The following is a 22225-nucleotide window of genomic DNA, read 5'->3' on the forward strand; positions in this document are numbered from 1 at the left end:
TATAATAAATATAGTTATTCATTTATTAATTAAAATATTTATCTATAATATATTATTCATTATATTCCTTAAAAAAATAAATTATTTATCAAAAAAGAAACAGAATTTATATTTATAACAAATAGAATATATCATTAAATTAAGATATATTTATTGATATTATTGGTATAAATACTATTAAATACTATATTTAGATAGTATAATATCATAAAATTATCATAAAATTAACATGAAAATAATATTCTTAAATTTTACATATCTAAATTTTATATCCTTGAATTTTTATATTTTTAAATTTATATTCTTAAATTTTTAATATAAATATTATTTTAATATAAATATTATTAAATTAATAATTCATTAATTGAAAAAGAATAATTTATTAAAAATGAATTATTATAAAAAATTCATATTATTGAAATTGATATTAATAAAAATTGGTATTATTAAAAATTGATATTGTTTAAATAAATTATTATTAAAAAAAATAATTATTAAAAAACTAATTAGAAAATGAGATGTGGAGAAGATACATGACAATAGATAATATTCCTAAAGATTATAATCACAAAAAAGAAAAAGAATGGCAAGAAAAATGGGATAATAATCAAATTTATAAATTCATTGGAGATGGAACAAAACCAAGGTATATAATTGATACTCCACCACCTTACCCAACAGGCTCTATTCACATGGGGCATGTTTTAAATTGGGTCTACATTGATATAACTGCAAGATTTAAACGATTAAAAGGATTTGATGTTTTATTCCCTCAGGGATGGGATTGTCATGGACTTCCAACTGAAGTTAAAGTTGAGGAGAATAATAGCATTAAGAAGAATGATGTCTCAAGGCAAAAATTTCGTGATATGTGTGTAGATCTTACAAAAGAAAATATCTCTCTAATGAAAAATCAAATGAAATCTATGGGATTTTCTCAAGATTGGTCAAGAGAATATATAACAATGACTCCAGAATATATGAGAAAAACACAATTATCTTTTCTTAAAATGTATGATGAAGGGTTAATATATCAAGGTATTCATCCAGTTAATTGGTGTCCTCGTTGTGAAACAGCTATAGCTTTTGCTGAAGTGGAATATAGTAGCAATGAAACATTTCTAAATTATGTTAATTTTCCATCTGCTGATTCTAATTCTGATGGTGTTTTGATAGCTACTACTCGTCCAGAACTTATGTCTGCATGTGTAGCAGTTGTAGTTAGTCCTGATGATAGTCGATATAAGGATATTCTTGGAAAAGAAGTAGAAGTTCCTCTTTCTGGACAAAAAGTTAAAGTTATAGCTGATAATGAAGTTGACCCAGAATTTGGTACTGGTGCAGTTATGGTATGTACTTTTGGAGATAAAACAGATGTTTCATGGGTCAATAAACATAATTTAGACATTATTGAAGCTATAGATGAAAAAGGTATAATGACCAAAGCTGCTGGAAGATATGAGGGAATGACTTTAAAAGAATGTAAGTTAGCTACTATTGAAGATCTTAAATCTGAAGGATGTATGCTTAAACAAGAGTCAGTTGATCAAAATGTTGGTCAATGTTGGAGATGTAAAACTCCTATTGAGATACTAGTTAAAAAACAATGGTTTGTAGCTGTAAATAAGTTGGTTGATGATATTAAATCTGCTGCTGAATCTATGAATTGGGTTCCAGAACATATGAAAAGTAGGCTTATTAATTGGGCAGATTCAATGGAATGGGATTGGTGTGTTTCAAGACAAAGAATTTTCGCAACACCTATTCCAGTATGGTTCTGTGATATTTGTGGAAAAATACATCTTCCAAAGCCTGAGGAGTTACCTATTGATCCTACTCAAAGGAAACCTTCTATTGAATCTTGTGAATGTGGTTCTACTAACTTTACTGGAGAAGAAGATGTATTAGATACCTGGATGGATAGTTCAATATCTCCATTAAATATTGCTGGTTGGCCAGATCCAATTTTCAAAGATAATTTCCCCGCTGATTTACGTCCACAAGGCCATGATATTATTCGTACATGGGCTTTTTATACAACTCTTAGGACATTGGCTCTTGAGGGAGAAAAACCTTTTGATGAGATTGTAATAAATGGAATGGTTTTTGGTGAAGATGGATATAAAATGAGCAAATCTCGAGGAAATGTTATTGGTCCAGAAGAAGTTATAGGTGAATATGGTGCTGATGCACTTAGAACTTGGGCAGCTAATAGTGTTCCAGGATCTGATGTTCCTTTTGATTGGAAAGATATTAAATATGGTTATAAATTCCTTAGAAAATTCTGGAATGCATTTAGATTTATTAGTATGCATATTTTTGATGATGATGAAATTATTGATAAAAAAGAAAATGAAAAAATTAAAGATAATGTTAATAATATAAAGAATAATTTACTTCCTTTAGATAAATGGATACTTTCAAAGTTAAATAATCTAAATAAAGAAGTATCTAATGCTTATGAAAGTTATAACTTTGCAGTAGCTATCAACTCAATTGAAAAATTTGTTTGGCATGATTTTTGTGATGAATATATTGAAGCTGTAAAATACAGACTTTACAATGATGATGTGGGTATTGATTCTAGATTAGCTGCAAAATATACTTTGAAAACAGTTATTGAAACTTCTTTAAAACTTCTTGCACCTATTACTCCTCATTTTGCTGATGAAGTTTATCAATATTTTGATAAAAATCAAAATGAAGATAAGAATACTAATAAGAATATGCATAGTATAAATAATATTATTTGGCCAGAAATTGTCAATGATTTAATTGATGTGGACATAGAAGAAAAAGGTCAACTAATAATTGAACTTATTGGTGATTTAAGACGATTTAAATCTTCTTCAAAGATTCCACTAAATGTTCCTTTATCTGAAGTTAATATTTATACCAATAACGATTTAAAATCCATTTTTGAAGATTATACTATGGATATTAAAGGTACCTTAAAAATAAATGAACTGGAATTAACTATAGGAAAACCTGATATTCACGAAAAAGTAGTTGAAATCACTCCTGCTATGGATAAAATTGGACCTCAATTTAAAGGAGAGGCTCCAAAAATCATAAAATATTTAAGTACAACTGATATTAATGAGATAGGTACATTATTAGAGAAAGATGGTGAAATAGCTATTGATGATAATATTATTACTAAAGAACATATTAATATGAAAAAAGAAATTGTTGGTAAAAGTGGTAAAAAAATTGATATTGTTCAAGCAGATAATTTAGATGTTATCTTTGAAATAATTAGATAAATATAAATATTTATTTAAAAATTTATACATCAATTTTAATTTATAAGTCAATTTTTAAGTATTAAAATTTAATAAATAATTAATCAATTATAATTAATATTTAAAATAAATAATTAATCAACTATAATTAATGTTAAAAATAAATAAGTGATTAATTATAATATTTAAAATAAATAAGTAATTAATTATAATCTAATACAATTATATTAATAAACTTAATATAAATATAAAGATTTACATGATTTTGAAAGTAAAAAAAGTATCGGAGATTGGAGGAATTGTGAAAGCACCTCCTTCTAAAAGTTATACTCATAGGGCTATTATCATATCTTCTTTTGCTGAGGGAACTTCTCGTTTATATGATCCTCTTTCTTCTGAAGATACTCTTTCTTCAGTTAACGCTTGTAGAAAATTTGGTGCAGAAATAAATACTTCTAATTTTAATTCACTTGGGAATAATCCTAATTCAAATAGTTTTTGGGAAATTGAAGGGGTTAAAAATATTGAGAACCTTTCAAAAAAACCAATTGATTTGAAAAACTCAGGAACAACTCTTAGAATAATGACTTCAATTGCAGGTCTATCAACTAACAATACAATCTTCACTGGTGATGAATCTCTTAAAACACGACCTATGGGCATGCTTTTGGAAGCTTTAAAACCTTTAGGGGGCAATGCAAAATCTATTCTTGAAAATGGAAAACCTCCTATTGAAGTTCAACCTGGTTTTGTTGGTGGAAAAACATCTATTGATGGTAATGTTAGTTCTCAATTTATATCTTCTCTATTAATAGCTGGAACTATTTCTGAAAAAGGAATTGATTTAGAAGTTAAAGGAGATTTCATTTCAAAATCCTATGTAGCTATGACATTAGATGTTATGGAGAAGTTTGGGGTTGAAATTGAAACTGATCTTTTCACTAAACACGAAAATTGTAATAAAGATGATAAAAAATGTTCATCAACATTTTTTTCAATCAAACCTCAAAAATTTATTTCAACTAATTACACTGTTGAAGGAGATTATTCTTCTGCATCATATTTATTAGGTGCTATAGCTGTTTTGGGTGGAAAAATAACAGTTAAAAATTTATTTAAAGATTCTAAACAAGGAGATAAATTAATTTTAGATATTTTAGATAAAATGGGTTGTCATATTGAAATTGAAAATGATTATGTGACATTAAGTTCTACTGGTGATTTAATTGGCATTGAAATTGATTTACATAATGCACCTGATCTTCTTCCAACTATAACTGCTTTAAGTGCATTAGCTAAAGGCAAAACTTTGATTAAAGGAGTTAAACATGCAAGATATAAGGAAACAGATAGAATAGCTAAATGTGCAGAAGAACTTTCTAAATTAGGCTGTATCATAAAAGAAAATGAAGATGGTATGGAGATTTTTAGTGGAATAGATTTGAAAAACTCAGTTTCGAACAGAGTAACATCTCACAATGACCATAGGTTGGCTATGGCATTTAGTTTAATTGGACTAAAACATGAAATAGTCATTGAAAAAGGAGAAGTATTTAATGTTTCTTTCCCTAATTATATTGAGGCTATGGCAGAAATTGGGGTAGAAATTGGACTATTTGATGATTTTTGCATTTAATATTTGCATAAATTTAAAAAATAATATTAAAAAAATAATATTAAAGAATAATACTAAGAATAATACTAAGAATAATATTAAAGAATAATACTATAAAATAATACTAAATCTAATTTTAAGGATATAAAATGACTTTAAGAATAGAAAAAATAATGGAAGAATTGAATAATTTATATACTTTACGTGTATTTGAAGATAGAGATCCTTATAGGGTTTTAGTTAGGACTATTCTTTCTCAAAGAACAAAGGATGTCAACACTGATAAAGCTACAAATCAACTATTTTCTAAATATAAGGATATTTATGAAGTAGCTGATGCACCGATAGAAGATATTGAAAAACTTATTAAAAGTGCAGGTTTTTTTAGGGTTAAAGCAAATAGAGTAAAAGAAGTTTCACAAATTATAATTGATCATTATGGGGGAGTAGTTCCGAATAATATGAAAGAACTTCTTGATTTGCCAGGTGTTGGAAGGAAAACTGCAAATTGTGTACTCGTTTTCGCGTTTCAAGAGCCTGCTATTCCAGTAGATACTCATGTCCATAGAATCCCTAATAGATGGGGAATTGTAAACACAAAAACTCCTGAAAAAACTGAAGAAGAGTTGATGAAAATAGTTCCAAAAAGTCTTTGGATTGAGATGAATGATTTAATTGTTCAATTTGGTCAGACAATCTGTAAACCTATCCATCCATTATGTGATCAATGTCCAATCACTGGGTTATGCAATTATTATAAAATGGAAGTTGAAAAAGATTGATTGAAATTTTTACTAGTTTAAGTTTTTTCTTAGTTTTTTAATTAAATTTTCTAATTATCTTTTTTCTTAATTTAGTTTTTTTTTTATTTTATTAATTTAGTTTTATTTTATTAATTTAGTTTTATTTTATTAATTTAGTTTTATTTTTTTTTGATTAAATTTTTTTATTTTTTCCATATATTTTAATAGTAATATTATTTAGAATAAAAAATTTTATAATAAAAAAATATTATAAAATAAAATAAATTCTTTAAACAATAAACTATTATTAATATAAAAAGCCTATTTTTCTTCCATCGCTGCTATTTTATTAGCAAATCCGCTTAATACTTCTTTTGACAAACCCTCAACGAATTTTATAGAGCCAGCTACTTCATGACCCCCACCATCTATCCCTGCTTCTGGTATTTTTTCTTGAAGTGCCCAGATAATTTCATTTAAGTTAAATCCAAATTTTTTATGTACTACTTCTGTTGCTCTAACAACTCCAAAATCAGGACCATAAGAAAGTGTTATTATTGGAGTATTTTCTCCAAGTTCTTTTACATACTTATCATGAACAAATCCACATGTTTTTCCTGGTGCTGGGAATGTAAATTTATGTGCATACTTTTCAACATCAAGAATATTAAAATGTATTCCATTAGCTAGTTTTTCTTCTTTAACATTTGGAAGTGTAGCTTTTAGCTGTGTAGCTATTCTACGATTATATTCTTTGTATAATGCATTAACAAGTTTTTCATGTTTATCTATATTATCAACAGCTAAAATTGTATCCATAATTCCTCTACCATTCATAAACCTAAGATAATAAGCTTCAAAATCAACACAAGCAGCTATTTTATCAAGATCTTCTCTGCTGTATCCTTTTTCTTTAGCTAATTTTATATATTTTTCTGCTTCTTCTGATTCAGCATGGTCACCTAAAGCAGCTACTCCTGGAAGATGACTTACTAAATCTTTTATTTCTGGATTAATTATATTTGCTACTTCAACAGCTAATGCTCCTGCAGTAATTTGTGAATCTCCTCCAACAAGATATGGGTTAACATGCACATCCACAAATTCATCTACTTCTACTTTACCTTCTATTACTTCTCCTGGGAAATGATGATCAATAACGACAATTTCAATGTCATATATTTTTGCTTTCATTAGTGCAAGAACATCTTCTTCAGTAGAACCATTATCTAAAAGTACAATAAGTGGTAATTTTTGTCCGTGCCTTTCTAAATCTTCAAGTGCAAAAGATAAGTCTTTTATAACATCTTCAAGTTCGTAAAAAGGTGCTTTACTAGGCGATCTTCTGAAATAATGCCATTCTGCATCAGTACTAGGACTTATTTCTCTCAGTAATGGAACAATAGCTTTTTCCATTGCAACTCCAGCAGATATTCCATCAGCATCAGCATGATGTCTAAGTAAAATTGTTCTACCATCCATAATGCCTTTCCTTATTGTTTTTGCAGCTTTTCTCATTTTTGGATGTAATTTGTCTAAAATTGGGCTTTCAATTAATGTTGGAACATTTTCTGGTTCTGCTTTTTCATCTAATGCTTTTTCAATTAGTTCTCTTACTTTGTCTTCTTTTTCCCCTTCTAATTTTTCTATTATTTGAGACTCAATTTGTATTTTACCACTATGTTGATTTACTTCTCCAATTATTTCAACAATGTCTCCAGTTTCAATATGAGGATAAACCCTAACTCCTGCTTCGTCAAAGGCAGCAGCCCATGTAATAGCAGTTTCATCAGTAATAGTAAAAATGGTTGGCCCAGATGTTTGTTGTATTTGTATAATTTCTCCTTCTATTCTTACAACTTTACCAATATTCTTGTTTGTTAATAATCCTATTTGAGTTTTAGCTATGTTCTTTTTAACTTTTTCTATTTCTATATTTCCAATAATATTAGCTGGTCCCATGTCAACTTCTCTTTTATGGGATTTGATTTCTGTAATTTTTACAAATATTTCGTCACCAACAGAGTAATTGGGATTTCCAGTTCTCATTAATCCCCAAACTTGATTATTTAAACTAACAAAAACACCATATTTTTCCACTCTTGTAATTTTTCCTTTATATATTAGGTCTACTTCTAAGTCTTCCATCTCACAAAGAGGGTCTAATACAAATACCTTAGTAGGCTGATTTTTAAGTTTTTCTTTTTGTTTCATTTTCTCTAATTTCTCTTTTTCTTTAAGTTCTCTTTCTTTTTCTATTTTTATTTTACATTCTTCACAATAATCAATATTATCTGGAAGTATTTTGTTACAAGATTTACAAACATTAATTTGACCAGTTCCTTCACAGGTTTCACATTCTTCGTTTATATCTACCATTCCTTTTCCTTTGCAAACTTCACATGGAATGTCTTCTTCTATTTCTAAATCAAATTTAGCTTTAGCATTATTAGTGACTCCTTTAAAATGGTTCTTAGTCTCAAAACTATCTTGAAATCCTGTTCCATCGCAGGAATCACATATTTTTTGATCGACTTTTGAAAATCCTGATCCTTTACAGTTAGGGCATTTTTTTTTCATTTTTTACCTCTATAATGATATTTAAGTGAATAATTTCACGGATTTTTGTAATATTCTTATTATCTTTGCAATCTCTTTATTAAAATAATCTATTTGTTAGAATAATTTAGTGTTAAATAATAGTTTATTATTAAAATAATGCTTGTATTATTAAACAATAATTATATTATTAAAATAATGCTTATATTATTAGAATAATATTTATATTATTAAATAATATTTAAATTAATAATTACTATTTTAATTTAATTAAATTATTTATTCTATTATTATATATTAAAAAATATATATTTATTATATTTAAAAAATATTTAGTATATTTTGAAAAATAATTTTATTTAAAAAATAATTATAAGTAGATTATAACTAGTATATTTAAAATAATTATATTTAAAAAACAATTATATTATTAAAAAATTATAAGATAGAAACAATTTAATTATTAAAATATTCATCATATTTATTATATTTAATATATATTTTAAATTTTTGAATATTCAAATTATACAATATAAAATAAATAAAAAATAATGAGGATTATATTAATATAATTACATTTTTATATTTTTTCATTGATTAATTTCTCTAAATTTATCAGGATTATTTTTAACAAGGTTATTTCTTTGGTTCTGTATACTTATTCCTTGATCCATAAGCTTGTTAGCAGTAGTAACATAATTATTTGCAGATACTTTATCTCCTTCTTTAAACTTTTGTATTGCTAATTGGAGATTAGAAGTCGCATTTTCTTTTAAATTTAATTCTTCTTCAATTAAACTAAGATATTGTAAGTATAATGTATCATTTATCTCATTAGTATATTTATTAATTTCTAAGATTTTATTTTTAGCATCAAGAAAGTTATTACTGGATATTTGTATTTTATTTTCAGCTGAGTCGTATTTTTGTAAATTAAGATAGCTAACAGCTTCATTATAATTTGCATCTCCAATTTCAATGTTTTGATTTAAGCTTGGGACAATATTATTTATATTATCCATAGGAGTTTTAATACAACCACTAACAGACACAGTAGCTAATAATACTATAATTACAATAATAATCTTTTTATTCATTAATATTTTTATGTGTATTATAAAATATAAATCTTATTAAATTAATCTGTTATTAGATTAAGATTATTATTATAATTTGTTTAATCAATTTTGAATGTTCAATATTTTTAATTAATATTTTTCTAAATAATTTTTTTATCTAGAAAGTATTATATTTTCCTATTTAAAATGTTTATTAATAAATTTGAATAGAAAATATTATTTAGTATAACTAAATAATATTCTAATCATGACAATTAATGATACAAATAATTATGATAAAATAAAAGAATATGCTATTAAAAACCGTCAAGCTATAGAAAAACTTTTAGAAATTGATATTGTAAAAATTAAAGACAAATCAATTAGCTCAGAATTAAATAAATTTTGGGATGAATTTGAAGGTAAATATAATAAGATTAAATCTGGTAAAAAAGCCAATCAAATTTTCAATGTTTATGTCGATTTAAATGATGGTAGATCTGTAGTAATAACTGAAATGGATACTATAGAACCTTGGTTTGTTAAAATAGTTGGAGTTAACTGTGAAAATGGTGAAAACACTTTAGAAATATTAAACTCAAGAAATGAAGAACCAGAAATAGTTGTAGAGTTAATAGATTTATAAATAAAATGATTACTATTTAAAAATTCACATTATTTTTATATATTACTCTTGTAATAATTCTTTAATATTAATTTTTATAATTTTAATAATAATTATGTTATTGAGTTAATTATATTTTTATTTATAATTTAGGTTTATTTATAATTATAAATTAATTTATAAGTTAAATATTATTTTTAATTTATAATATTAGTATTTGAATTTTAATTGTGAATATTAAATTCTAATATTATTTAATATATTAATATTTAAATTCTAATATTATATTATTAATATAAATATAATTTAATAATCTTTGAAATTCTTCATTTTTACTTTTTTAAAATATTTTTTACTTTTATTTGAACCTAATTTCAAATAGAAAAATTTATAAATAAATCACGAATATAATATTAATTAACATCGATATTTAGTATTATATTTTCTTAAAATAGAATTTATATTTCTTTTAAAAAAATTTCAATATTAAAAAATTATTAATATTAAAAAATATTCCTTTTAAAAATAAAAATGGTGATAAAATGATAGAAGTTGAAGAGAAATTAGGAAAAAATCATGCACGTTATGTTGAAAGAAATGAAAAAACCGTTGCAAAACATTTAGAGTTTAGACAAAAAAATTCTCTTAAAAAAATAAATGTTAAAGCTAGTAAAAATATGCAAGCTTTAAAAAGAGAAAATATGTAATAAATCTATTTTTGTATCAATTACTAATTTAATTATCAATTCAATTTAATTCAATTATTTAATTTAATTGTCAATTTAATTTTTAATTTAATTTTATTATTAAGTCAATTTTATTAAATTTCATTTGTATTATTATTTATATATTTTATATTTCATTTTTTTTATCATTCTTGATTTTATGTCTTAATTAAGAAATATATTTTTTTATCTTATATTTTTTTTATTTTATAATAATTTGAAATCTAACTTAAAATATAATTTAAAATATAATTTAAAATATTTCTTTTATTGTTTTCATTATTCTTTTAATTATTTTGTATTTTATATTAGATAATTTACATTGTTATTTAAATAATTTATATTATTATATCAAATTATTTTATAATTTTATTATTATCGAATAAAAAGTAATATTTAATAAGGTGTTCTAACATATCTAATATTGCATAATAAAATAGATATTTAAAGAATAATCAATTTAGTTATTTTCGATTAGATATATACTAAATTGTTTTTGTCTTTATTTGAGTAAACTACATGAAATCAAAGGTGATATGATGTCAAAAACTCTTGAAAATTTAACAAAAGCATTCATTGGAGAAAGTCAAGCTAGGAATAGATATACTTTTTATGCAAAACAGGCTGTGAAAGATGGATATGAACAAATAGCAGATATATTTTTACAAACAGCTGAAAATGAAAGAGAACATGCTAAATGGCTTTTTAGATTAATCAACGAAATAAAAAAAGACGATGAAGATATCATGGTAGATGCTGAAGCTCCTACTATTTTAGGTGATACCGTAGCTAATCTTAAAGCAGCTATTGCAGGGGAAAATTTTGAAAATAGTGAAATGTATCCTGAATTTGCAAAAATTGCTGAAGATGAAGGTTTTGACGAAATAGCTAAAAGATTAACAGCTATTGGCGAAGCTGAAGTGCATCATGAGAAAAGATATAGGATGTTACTTAAGATTGTTGAAGATGGAACTGCTCATAAAAAAGAAGAACCTGTTCAGTGGATGTGTCGTAAATGTGGACGTACAGAAATTGGTACAGAACCTCCTGAAAAATGTCCTGCATGTGATCACCCAACTAAATACTTTGAAATAGTATGTGATGAATATTAATAATAATGAATATTAATTATATTTATAAATACTTATTCAAATTACTAATATAAATTCAAATAATATTTATTTCATTTTTAATCATTATAATTTTGTTATTTGATAAGATTATTTGGTAATAAATTAATAATATAGTGATATTTTTATAATATCACTTATTTTAAGTTTATAGTTTATTAAGAATACAGGTGATAAAATGACAAAGCTTAATGAAATATACAGATGTAATGTCTGTGGAAATATGGTTGAAATAGTTAATGAGGGCGTTGGACAATTAGTCTGCTGTGGAGAAGATATGGAACTATTAGAGGAAAGACAACTTGATGTTGGTCCTGAAAAACATGTTCCTATTATTGAAAAAGACGGCGATAATATTGTTGTAAAAGTAGGGGAAGTTCCTCATCCAATGATTGAAGAACATCATATATGTTTCGTTGAATTATTCGTTGGAGATAAAATCTATCGCAAATTTTTAAATGCTGGAGATGAACCAAAAGCTATTTTTGAAGTTTGTGCAGATATTGATGATTTAAGAGCCCGTGAATATTGTAATGTTCATGGATTATGGAATTCTTAATCCATAAAACTTTTATTTATTAATTTTTAAATTAATTATTACAATTTATTTTTCTTATTTTTATTATTTTATAAAATATATTTATTAATTTAATTTTTTAATTTTCCTATTCATGACTTTTTTCCATTAAACTATTTTATTTCTTTCAAAATTTTTATCTTATTATTCTCATTATTTCTATTATTTTTACTATTATTATTCCTATTATTTCTATTATCACTCTTATTATTTCTATTATTATTCTTATTATTATTTCTATTATTAGTTCTATTATTATTCCTACTAGCATTGTTATTATTATCTAATATGATGTAAAATTATTTAATAAGGCCAAATATTTAATATTGTATCTTTTTATCCATTTTTTGAAGATTTTAATTTATTAAAAAATTTTAAAAAAGTTTAACTATTATTATCTTTATTTTTTGTTTTTCTTTTATGATTATGATACATTTATTTTAAATCTAATAGTTAAATATTATAATATAATATTAATAAAAAGAAAAAGGTTATAAACAATATATTTAAAATATTATTATAAAATGATACTATTATTATAAACTTGATTTTTAGAAATAATTTATTTTTATAAATATAATTGATTTAAAACATGATATATTAATAACTTGTTAGGTGTATTTGATGAGTCTAATCATTGCTTATGTTGGGAAAAAAGGATGTGTAATGGCAAGTGATAAAAGAAGAATTGCTTATTTTGGTGAAAAAGATACTCGTGAAAAGTTAGAGGAAGAAATTTATTCAGGGGTTATTGAAAATGATAAAGAACTAAAAGAAAGATCTGATGAACTTAATATAACTCTAAAAATTTCCGATGATGCTAATAAAATACGCTATATAGAAAGTGTTATTGTAGGGGAAGTAAGTTCTAGAACAACTTTTGAAACTCGACGTAAACGTATATATGGAACTACTAATGGTTATCAAATTATTGAAATGTTAGGTTCTGAAATAACTCATTCTGAGAATGGAGAAAGTGCAATAATATTATTTGGTAATAAGGTATCTAAATCTATAGCTAATGATTTGATTAGCAAAAAATGGAAATCAACATTTAGCTTGAAATATATGGGAGAGATATTTGAAAATATATTAGGAGAAGTGGCTTCTAAAACTCCTTCTGTAGGTAAAAAATATGATGTTATGATTGTTCATCCTGAATTTGATGATGAAGATCCTCAAAAATATTTAGATGGAGTTATTCAAAGAGATGTTCAATTATTAGGTAAATGGCGAGAAAAATTAAAAAGTGATCTGCTTGAACAAAATGAAACAATTCAATTAGCTAATAAGATTATAAATGAGGGAAATATTGGAGTTATTTCAGTAACTGATGGCCCTATAATACAAGTAACCTTAAATGAGAATGTTCAAGCATATGATACTAACTGGAAACAACTTGCAAAGCCTGGTGAAGATGTTGTAATGATTTCTAATCAAGAAGATATTGAACTAGGTGATAAGGTTGTTATTGAAAATGAAGTACTTTGTATTGAAAGAAACAAAAATAGTTTAAAATGTGATATAATACTTTGTAATCTTTAAACTATTTATTTTATTTATTTCTAATTTTTTTTATTATATTTTTTATTATATTTTTTATTATATTTTTTATTAGGATTATAGTCCTTTCAGGGGGGATTAAATCTCCCGTATTTCACCATAATTTATTTTTATGTTTTCATTTTTATTCAATATATTAATTTTAGTATTATAATGCACATAGCTAATTTTTAAATAGTTATTTTTATAATGTATAATTTTTATCATATATTTGATAATAATATTAAATTATTATCGTAATATTTATAGTTATGAAGAATATATATTATAATAATTATATTTGCATTTTTTAATAAATTATTATCATTTAATTAAAATAGAATGGATTTTATATATAAAATTTTTATTATAGGATATTGGTGGAATATGAAAATAACATTTTTAGGGACTGGAGGAGGTCGTTTTGCAACTATCACTCAGAAAAGAATGACTGGAGGTTTTCGAATTGATGATATCAATGGTAAAAACATCCATGTTGATCCAGGTCCTGGGGCTTTGGTTAGATCATTTCAATTTGGAATGTCTCCTGCTAAATTAGATGGTATTTTTATATCACATGCTCACACAGACCATTATACTGATGCAGAAGTACTTATCGAGGCAATGACTAGAGGAATGACCAAACAGAAAGGAATTGTAATGGGTAGTCGCAGTGTATTTGAAGGTTTTAAACAATGGGGGCCATCAATATCAAATTATCATACTGGCAAATCTGAAAAACTAATTTTAGGCCCTAATAAATCGAAAAATTTTTGGAATTTGAAGATAAAAGGTACTAAGACAATTCATGGAGATCCAACATGTGTAGGTTTTCAAATCCAATCAGAAGATTTTAATATATCTTATACATCAGATACTAAGTATTTTGAAAAACTACATAAATACCATAAAAATGCAGATATATTGATAGCTAGTGTCATTCGGCCAGGTAATCAATCTATAAAAGGACATATGTGCACAAAAAATTTTAAAGATTTAGTAAATGAAATTAATCCAAAGTTAGCTGTTATGACTCACTTTGGTTTTAAAATGTTAAATGAAAATCCAAAAAAAGAAGCAGAATTTATAACTAATGAAACTGGTGTTAAAACTTTAGCTGCCTTTGATGGCCTAGTATTAAATTTTGAAGAAAAAAATTTAAATAATTTTAAAATAGAGGAAGCTAAGGATAGATGTAAAGCTCCTAAGAATGATGATAATGATATTTCTTTAGATTTTTTCAAGTAGTTTATTTATTATTATTTAAAATTTATAAAAATAGAATTTTATACATAATTATTGGTTTTATATTACTCAAAATCAGCAATGTTTATATATTATTAAAAACATAATTGATATATCAATTATTTATATGTCAACTATAATATAAATATTTTTTTGAAAAGAACCCTAATATTTTGAATTTTAAATTGCAGTATATCACTAATTTTTTGTTTACTTTATTAGTCTCTCTTTTTATCTATTTTAAAGTGGTTTTTTTATTTTATATTAATTATTATTACTATTATTTTGATATTATTTTTTAAAAATAATATATAATTTATTTTATTAATAAATAATATATAATTTATTTTATTAATAAATAATATAATATTATTTGTTTCATAATAAATATCTGGACATAAATATATTTTAAATAGAAATATATTTATATTTAATATTTTTTCTTATAAATAATTGTTATAATAAGTCTAGGGGATGTTTAATTGATAAATAATCATCTTAAAGATGAATCATCTATTTTATGGTTAATTCTTAAAGTAAATTATATAATTAGAAGAGATGTACATATTAAACTAAGTGAACATAATTTATTATGGGAACAATATGTAACTTTAAGTAGAATTTACAAATTTGAGGGTTTAAATCAAAAAAAATTAGCTGATGAATCTCTTAGAAATGTGGCAGCTATTACAAGAACATTAAATGTTCTTGAACGGAAAGATTTGGTTAAAAGAGAAAAATCTTCAAAAGATAAAAGAGAATTTTTAATTTATTTAACTGAAAAAGGTCATAAATTGTATAAAGAGACTGAAGAAATATATCTAATGAATACTAATAAATTTAGCAGTATTTTTTCTAAGGAAGAGCTTGATGAATTAAGAAAATTGTTAAATCGATTTATTTTAGAATTCTTTTAGAATAATTTTAGATTTATCTTTAACTGATTTAATTATCGTTTAATAAATTCATTATCTCATATATTTTTTAATATTTATTCATAGTGGAAATTATTTATTTATTATATTTTTCAAAAAGATTGTAATAGGAGGACAAAAAAACGTCATATAATTCAAATAATAATTTTAAAGACAATTTTAAACAACCAAAAGTTGTATGGGCTGTATTTTTTGCAGCTATAACTGCTTTTATGGGTTTAGGGCTTGTAGACCCAATATTGCCTGTGATTTCGCAACAATTAGGTGCCTCACAAACAGAGGTTGCAATGCTTTTTACAACCTACAGTGCTGTAATGGCAGTAGCTATGTTGGTGACTGATGTAGTTTCTTCTAAATTGGGTATTAAAAGGACACTAATTATTGGTGTAATATTAATAGCTATATTTTCATTTTTATCAGGACTTTCTGATAATGTATGGACAATAATATTCTTAAGAATGGGTTGGGGATTAGGCAATGCTCTATTTGTAGCTGTAGCTCTAACTGCAATAGTTAAATTTTCTGGAAATGATACTCGTGGTTCTATAATACTTTATGAAACAGCATTAGGTCTAGGATTTTCAATTGGTCCTCTTCTTGGGGGATTATTAGGTGGTATATCTTGGAAATACCCTTTCATAGGTGTAGGATTTTTAATGTTAATTGGTTTCATATTATTAATAACATTCCTACCAAAGTCAGATGAAATTAATAATTATGAAGTGGATGATTATGATGAAACAGAATATTCTAATAAAATAAAAAAATCAGATGAATTAGAAGTTTCAGAACTAAAAAATGATTCAATTAATAATAAAAAAGAAGAAATTATAAATGAAAATTTTAATAAAAATAAATCTCTCTTGGAACCATTTAGACTAATGAAACAAAGGGATATTCTAGTACTTGGTGTTTTAGGATTTTTATATAATTTTGGATTTTTTACTTTATTTGCTTATTCTCCATTTGTACTTGGATTAGATGCAGAAGGAATTGGTTTTGTTTTCTTGGGTTGGGGTATATTAGTAGCTATATCTTCAATTTTCATGGCTCCCAAACTTAGGGAGAGGTATGGAACTTATAATTCTATATATTATGTTTTATCATTATTTGTAGCTATTCTTTTCATAATGGGGATCTTCACTTCAAATCAAGTTGTTCTCATAGCTGCAATAATATTTTCTGGTATTTTAATGGGTAATAACAATACATTACTTACAACAGCCATGATGAGTATCGGTAGTAAAGATAGATCAACAACATCTGCTGCATATAATTTTATAAGATTCATTGGTTCTGCTATAGCCCCTCTTCTTGCAACTGCTTTAGGTGAGAATATTTCTCCTAATTTACCTTTCATTGTAGGTGGACTATTTGTTTTGGCTTCTATTATTTTCTTATTCTTAAATAGGAAACATCTCCCTGATGTGGATGCTTCGACTGAATCTACTATTGGATCTTTCAAAGTTGAAGATTTTATGGTTAAAGAGGTTATAAAAATAAATCCCGAAACTAAAATTATTGATATATTAAGAATATTCGATAAAAACAAGATTAGTGGACTTCCAGTTGTTGATAATGAAAGTAAAATAATTGATATTATAACAATTGGTGATATAATAAGATATTTAGTTCCTAAAGAAGAATCACATGACTTTTTTTATAGTATATATGTAGAGGAAGAAACACAAAAAGATGTTTTAAACAGTAGGGTAAATGACACAGTTAAAGATGCATTATTGAACTCTAAAAAAAGATTATATACTTTATCAAAAGAGGATACATTTGAAAAAGCTATGTCTGTATTATCGAAACATCATTTTAAGGTGATTCCTGTTTTAAATAAAGATAAAAAAGTTGTCGGTATTGTAAGTAGGGGAGATATAAATAATAATTTAGTTAAAATGAGTATAGCTAATGGTTAGAATACTTATTTTAATATTTTTATTTTTATTAATTATTTTATTTTTTATTAATTATTTTATTAAATCTATTTTTCTAATTTTATTTAATTAAATATTATTTTAAATTAAAATTAAATTAAAATTAAATTAGAATAAAATCAAATATTATTTAAATTAAATTATAATATACTCAAAGTAGAATATAATTAAATTATATTTTAATTAGTTATCTTAGACGGATTAATAAATCCTGATCTTATCATCTGATCTGCTAAAACAATTGCTACAGCAGATTCGCTAACAACTGTTATTCTTGGGCATATACAAGGATCATGTCTTCCTTTGATTTCAAGTTTTGTTTCTTTGCAAGTATCTAGATTTATTGTATTTTGCAACATTGAAATGGAAGGAGTTGGTTTAACAGCTATTCTAGTTATAATTGGCATTCCATCACTTATACCACCTAATATTCCACCAGAGGTATTAGTGGTAGTTCCAATATTTCCTTTTTCATTGATATAAAATTCATCATTTATTTGTGAAGCAGTTGAATTAGCTACATCGAAACCAAAACCGATCTCAACACCTTTAACAGAACCAATTTCCATAAGTGCTTTAGCTAATTCCCCATCTAATTTTCCAAAAATAGGCTCTCCAACTCCTGCTGGAACTCCCATAGCTATTGTTTCAACAATTCCTCCAATGGAATCTCCTTTATTTTTATAATCTAAAATTAATTTTTCCATATCTTTAGCTGTATTTTGGTCTGCGCAATGAACGGCATTTTCAGATGCTTTTTCTTCAATAAGATTAATATTAACTTTTTTAGCTTTTATATCTCCGACCTGAATGACATGGGAAAAAACTTTGATTCCAAATTTAGATAAGAGTTTTTTAGCTACAGCTCCGCCTATAACATGCCCTATTGTAACTCTGCCGCTTCCACGACCTCCTCCATTGTAATCATAGTTCCCATATTTTTTCATCCATGTAAAATCTCCATGTCCTGGTCTAGGAGTATTTTCAAGATAACTATAATCTTTTGATCTTTGGTCTTCATTAAATACAATTCCTGTTATAGGAGTTCCATCAGTTTTACCTTGAAAGATTCCAGATAATATTTGAACTTTATCTTTTTCTTTACGGGGAGTTGTAATAGAACTAGTTCCAGGTTTTCGCCTATTAAGTTCATTTTGAATATCTTCTTCATTTAGCTCTAAGTTAGCTGGACATCCATCGACTATTGCACCAATAGCTTTTCCATGACTGGATCCAAAACTTGTTATAGAAAACATTTTTCCTGTTGTGTTTGTCATAAAATTCCTCTTTGAATCTATAATTTAATTTTTTAATACATTATTTATTTATAATAATTTAAAATAATTAAATTATAGTTTCTTTTTATTTTTAAGTGTGATACTTATTTTATATTCTATTAATAATTTTTATAATAATTTAAAAATAATTTAAATCTTTAATTATAAAAATCTTTAATTATAAAATATATTTTTATTATATTATTATGAAATTTATAATATAAAATTTATAATTATATTATAAATTAAGTATTATAATAATTTAATTAAATTTAATAATTTTATAATAAAATTTTTAACTATTTACTTCTTTTTTATAGGGACTTTTTTATTTTTTATTAAAAAGATTTTTTAGTTAAAAGATTTTTTTAGTTAAAAGATTTTTTTTATTAATATATTTATTATTAAATTGTTATATTAATAAAATTTTAATAAGATAATCCTTATAATATAATTGTATAGTTATTTTTGGTGTTTTAAAATGTCATTAAAGTTTTATGGTGGAGTAAATGAAATCGGTGGAAATAAAATATTAGTTGATAATTCTCGCTATTCTAATTCAGCTAATGAAAATAATTCTTCAATATTTTTAGATTTTGGGATGAGTTTTTCAAAAGCAGGGGATTATTTTTCGGAATTTTTACAACCAAGAAAGCTTAATGGGATAATGGACTTTGTTGAATTAGGTCTTCTTCCTAAAATTAAAGGGATATATAGAGAAGATTATTTAAAACATTGTGGGTTAGAGAGTTATAAAAAACCATCTGTTGATGGTGTTTTATTATCACATGCACATATGGATCACTGTGCATATATTCATCATCTTAGGGAAGATATTCCTATTTTCATGAGAAAAGAGTCAGAAATTATTTTATCAGTTTTAGAAGAAACAGGAAAATCTTCTTTTGGAGAAATAATGAACCTTAAAAATAGTTTTCATTATGTTCCCAAAAAGAGAGGTGAAGGTTATAAAAAGTTAACTGGTAAAGAAGCTAAGGTTGAAAGAAACATTGTAACAATTAAACCTTATTCTCCTTTTGATATTAATGGATTTAAAGTAACTTCTATTCCTGTTGATCACTCTCTTCCAGGATCTTCTGCTTATTTTTTAGAAAATGATGATGAAGCTATTGTTTATAGTGGAGATATTCGTTTTCATGGTAGAAATAAAAGTTTCAGTGATAAATTCGTTTCTAAATCTTATAAATTCAATCCTACTATAATGCTTTGTGAGGGAACACGAATTAATGAAAACAGTAAGGGAAATGAGGAAGACATCGAAACTAAAGCTATTAGTCTAATTAAAGATCATAAAGATATTGTTATTGTAAATTATCCAATTAGGGATTTAGATAGGCTTATAACTTTTTATAATGTTGCAAAAGCCACTGATAGAATTTTGGCTATTAATTCTAAACAAGCTTACATGTTAAAGTTATTAGAAGAAGATAATGGTATTGAAAATGATAAATATCCAAAATTGGATGATTCGAATATTATTGTTTATTTTCCTCGTAAAAAACAAGGTTTAATTTCTGGAGAGCATTATGTCTGTTTTGATGGGGATTGGAAAACCTTAGATTCTTGTGATTTAGAGCTTAAAAGTGATTATGATATTTGGGAAAGGGAATTTTTAGAAGGAGATAATTTAATTAATTATACTGATTTAAGAGAAGAGCCTCAAAAATATATCTTTAGGTGTGATTTTTTTGAACTTAATCAACTGATTGATATTAAGCCAAAAAATGGATTATACATTCATTCAGCTACTGAACCTTTTAATGAGGAGATGGAAATTGATTTTCAAAGGGTTAAAAATTGGTTGAGTCATTTCAATCTTCCTATACATAGTATGCATGTTTCTGGGCATGGTAGTGGAGAAGAAATCTTAAATATGATTCGTGAAATAAACCCTGAAAAATTATATCCTATTCATACAGAACACGTGGAATCATTTGATATATTAAGAGATGACGGTATCGATGTTATAGAACCTAATCTTAGTTTATAATTTATTTAAACTATTTACTTTATTGAAATTAGTTAAATTATATAATTATAATTTTAATAATAATTATAATAATAATTATAATAATTATAATAATAATTTTAATATAATTAAACTAATTATAATAATTTTAATATAATTATATTATTTTAATAAAATTATTAAACATTGATAAAATCAGTAGGGTCATCTTTTTGAGTGAAAGCTATAATATTAAGAGAATTTGAAAAAAAACTACAATTTTCAGATAAAATATTTGTGACTGATTTTAATGCAATAGATTTATTGTTGTGGTCATTACTTAGATGGCATAATACAATAGTGTGGGTATTTTCATCGATACAATTAGATAAAACACTTCCACAGTCCTCATTAGATAAATGACCAACTTTACTAAGAATTCTTTGCTTATTAAATTCTGGACGATTTCCATTTAAAAGTAAATCTACATTGTGATTACTTTCAATTAAGTAAACATCTGCACATTGGATTAATGATAAAATTTTAGAATCAACATGACCAATATCTGTCAAACACACTACTTTTTTATTTTGATGTTCAATCATGTAAAATTGAGAGTTAATAGAGTCATGACTGGTAGAAAATGCAGTAATCTTTAAATCATCTAGAATAATACTTTCCTCTGATTCTATAACCATTAATGAATCAGGATTTATAATGCCTGTTGTTTTTTTAAATTTATTACAACTCAATGTGTCCTCATTTCCATAGATTAATGTATTATGGCTACGATTAATAACTCCAACGCCTCTTATATGATCTATATGTTCATGAGAAATAAAAATAGCTTTAATACTATTTAAATCCTTACCAATTTTTTTTAAAAGAATTTCAGTTTGTTTTTTACTTAAGCCTGCATCTATTAATATTGAAGTTTCATCACTTTCTATATAAATAACATTTCCACTAGATCCACTTGCTAAAACAGATAATTTTAAGCTCAAATTGATTCGTCCTTTGATTAATGTATATATTTA

The 22225-nt window shown here is 24.6% G+C and carries 16 protein-coding genes and 1 pseudogene; 13 read left to right on the forward strand and 4 right to left on the reverse strand.

Going from position 1 to position 22225, the window contains the following annotated elements:
• Nucleotides 1-533 precede the first annotated feature (533 nt).
• From Q0087_RS03750 to nth, 3 genes are all read left to right on the forward strand, one after another.
• Nucleotides 534-3266, forward strand: a complete 2733-nt coding sequence (locus Q0087_RS03750) for a valine--tRNA ligase (protein ID WP_297898344.1) — start codon at nt 534-536, stop codon at nt 3264-3266.
• A 238-nt stretch (nt 3267-3504) separates the two neighbouring features.
• Entirely contained in the window at nt 3505-4881 is a 1377-nt protein-coding gene (gene aroA, locus Q0087_RS03755) for a 3-phosphoshikimate 1-carboxyvinyltransferase (RefSeq protein ID WP_297898345.1), read from the forward strand.
• A 128-nt stretch (nt 4882-5009) separates the two neighbouring features.
• The gene (gene nth, locus Q0087_RS03760) at nt 5010-5642 is read left to right on the forward strand and encodes an endonuclease III (RefSeq protein WP_297898346.1); all 633 of its coding nucleotides are present in this window, start codon (nt 5010-5012) and stop codon (nt 5640-5642) included.
• 282 nt (nt 5643-5924) lie between these two features.
• Here the strand turns inward: nth and Q0087_RS03765 are convergent, their stop codons facing one another.
• Both Q0087_RS03765 and Q0087_RS03770 read right to left on the reverse strand, forming a co-directional pair.
• Entirely contained in the window at nt 5925-8183 is a 2259-nt protein-coding gene (locus tag Q0087_RS03765; RefSeq protein ID WP_297898347.1) for a DHH family phosphoesterase, read from the reverse strand.
• 569 nt (nt 8184-8752) lie between these two features.
• A complete protein-coding gene (locus Q0087_RS03770) occupies nt 8753-9259 on the reverse strand; it encodes a hypothetical protein (protein WP_297898348.1) in 507 nt (168 codons plus the stop codon).
• 229 nt (nt 9260-9488) lie between these two features.
• Between Q0087_RS03770 and Q0087_RS03775 the strand changes: the two genes are divergently transcribed.
• The 9 genes and pseudogenes from Q0087_RS03775 to Q0087_RS03815 all read left to right on the forward strand — a co-directional run bounded on the left by Q0087_RS03775 (nt 9489) and on the right by Q0087_RS03815 (nt 17924).
• On the forward strand, nt 9489-9866 hold the full coding sequence (locus Q0087_RS03775; protein ID WP_297898349.1) for a hypothetical protein: 378 nt from the start codon (nt 9489-9491) through the stop codon (nt 9864-9866).
• Between the two features lie 521 nt (nt 9867-10387).
• A complete protein-coding gene (locus tag Q0087_RS03780; RefSeq protein ID WP_297898350.1) occupies nt 10388-10552 on the forward strand; it encodes a hypothetical protein in 165 nt (54 codons plus the stop codon).
• Between the two features lie 557 nt (nt 10553-11109).
• Nucleotides 11110-11682 carry a rubrerythrin gene (gene rbr / locus Q0087_RS03785; RefSeq protein WP_297898351.1) on the forward strand — a complete coding sequence of 191 codons (573 nt, stop codon included), beginning with the start codon at nt 11110-11112 and terminating at the stop codon, nt 11680-11682.
• 196 nt (nt 11683-11878) lie between these two features.
• The gene (locus tag Q0087_RS03790; protein WP_297898352.1) at nt 11879-12259 is read left to right on the forward strand and encodes a desulfoferrodoxin; all 381 of its coding nucleotides are present in this window, start codon (nt 11879-11881) and stop codon (nt 12257-12259) included.
• Nucleotides 12260-12901: 642 nt separating this feature from the next.
• Complete coding sequence (locus tag Q0087_RS03795) at nt 12902-13822, forward strand: DUF2121 domain-containing protein (RefSeq protein ID WP_297898353.1); 921 nt, start codon at nt 12902-12904, stop codon at nt 13820-13822.
• A 384-nt stretch (nt 13823-14206) separates the two neighbouring features.
• Nucleotides 14207-15067 (forward strand): MBL fold metallo-hydrolase, encoded by an 861-nt coding sequence (locus Q0087_RS03800; RefSeq protein WP_297898354.1) that lies wholly within the window; start codon nt 14207-14209, stop codon nt 15065-15067.
• A 479-nt stretch (nt 15068-15546) separates the two neighbouring features.
• A complete protein-coding gene (locus Q0087_RS03805; RefSeq protein ID WP_297898355.1) occupies nt 15547-15981 on the forward strand; it encodes a MarR family winged helix-turn-helix transcriptional regulator in 435 nt (144 codons plus the stop codon).
• 215 nt (nt 15982-16196) lie between these two features.
• A pseudogene (locus Q0087_RS03810) lies at nt 16197-17435 on the forward strand (MFS transporter); the annotation flags it as partial.
• Between the two features lie 42 nt (nt 17436-17477).
• Complete coding sequence (locus Q0087_RS03815; RefSeq protein WP_297898437.1) at nt 17478-17924, forward strand: CBS domain-containing protein; 447 nt, start codon at nt 17478-17480, stop codon at nt 17922-17924.
• A 197-nt stretch (nt 17925-18121) separates the two neighbouring features.
• Here Q0087_RS03815 and aroC read toward each other — a convergent pair whose 3' ends face one another.
• A complete protein-coding gene (gene aroC, locus Q0087_RS03820; protein ID WP_297898356.1) occupies nt 18122-19219 on the reverse strand; it encodes a chorismate synthase in 1098 nt (365 codons plus the stop codon).
• Between the two features lie 481 nt (nt 19220-19700).
• Between aroC and Q0087_RS03825 the strand changes: the two genes are divergently transcribed.
• On the forward strand, nt 19701-21230 hold the full coding sequence (locus Q0087_RS03825) for an MBL fold metallo-hydrolase (protein WP_297898357.1): 1530 nt from the start codon (nt 19701-19703) through the stop codon (nt 21228-21230).
• Between the two features lie 158 nt (nt 21231-21388).
• Here Q0087_RS03825 and Q0087_RS03830 read toward each other — a convergent pair whose 3' ends face one another.
• Nucleotides 21389-22192: an MBL fold metallo-hydrolase gene (locus Q0087_RS03830; protein WP_297898358.1), complete on the reverse strand. Its 804-nt coding sequence runs from the start codon at nt 22190-22192 to the stop codon at nt 21389-21391.
• Nucleotides 22193-22225 lie beyond the last annotated feature (33 nt).

Source organism: uncultured Methanobrevibacter sp. (genome assembly GCF_937881195.1).
Taxonomy (GTDB): domain Archaea; phylum Methanobacteriota; class Methanobacteria; order Methanobacteriales; family Methanobacteriaceae; genus Methanobinarius.

Excerpts from the sequence above, each read along its gene's own strand:
- aroA (WP_297898345.1), top strand. The coding sequence starts at position 3,505 with ATGATTTTGAAAGTAAAAAAAGTATCGGAGATTGGAGGAATTGTGAAA.
- rbr (WP_297898351.1), top strand. The coding sequence starts at position 11,110 with ATGTCAAAAACTCTTGAAAATTTAACAAAAGCATTCATTGGAGAAAGT.
- Q0087_RS03770 (WP_297898348.1), bottom strand. The coding sequence starts at position 9,259 with ATGAATAAAAAGATTATTATTGTAATTATAGTATTATTAGCTACTGTG.
- aroC (WP_297898356.1), bottom strand. The coding sequence starts at position 19,219 with ATGACAAACACAACAGGAAAAATGTTTTCTATAACAAGTTTTGGATCC.
- Q0087_RS03800 (WP_297898354.1), top strand. The coding sequence starts at position 14,207 with ATGAAAATAACATTTTTAGGGACTGGAGGAGGTCGTTTTGCAACTATC.
- Q0087_RS03795 (WP_297898353.1), top strand. The coding sequence starts at position 12,902 with ATGAGTCTAATCATTGCTTATGTTGGGAAAAAAGGATGTGTAATGGCA.
- nth (WP_297898346.1), top strand. The coding sequence starts at position 5,010 with ATGACTTTAAGAATAGAAAAAATAATGGAAGAATTGAATAATTTATAT.
- Q0087_RS03780 (WP_297898350.1), top strand. The coding sequence starts at position 10,388 with ATGATAGAAGTTGAAGAGAAATTAGGAAAAAATCATGCACGTTATGTT.
- Q0087_RS03750 (WP_297898344.1), top strand. The coding sequence starts at position 534 with ATGACAATAGATAATATTCCTAAAGATTATAATCACAAAAAAGAAAAA.
- Q0087_RS03765 (WP_297898347.1), bottom strand. The coding sequence starts at position 8,183 with ATGAAAAAAAAATGCCCTAACTGTAAAGGATCAGGATTTTCAAAAGTC.
- Q0087_RS03790 (WP_297898352.1), top strand. The coding sequence starts at position 11,879 with ATGACAAAGCTTAATGAAATATACAGATGTAATGTCTGTGGAAATATG.
- Q0087_RS03815 (WP_297898437.1), top strand. The coding sequence starts at position 17,478 with ATGGTTAAAGAGGTTATAAAAATAAATCCCGAAACTAAAATTATTGAT.
- Q0087_RS03825 (WP_297898357.1), top strand. The coding sequence starts at position 19,701 with ATGTCATTAAAGTTTTATGGTGGAGTAAATGAAATCGGTGGAAATAAA.
- Q0087_RS03775 (WP_297898349.1), top strand. The coding sequence starts at position 9,489 with ATGACAATTAATGATACAAATAATTATGATAAAATAAAAGAATATGCT.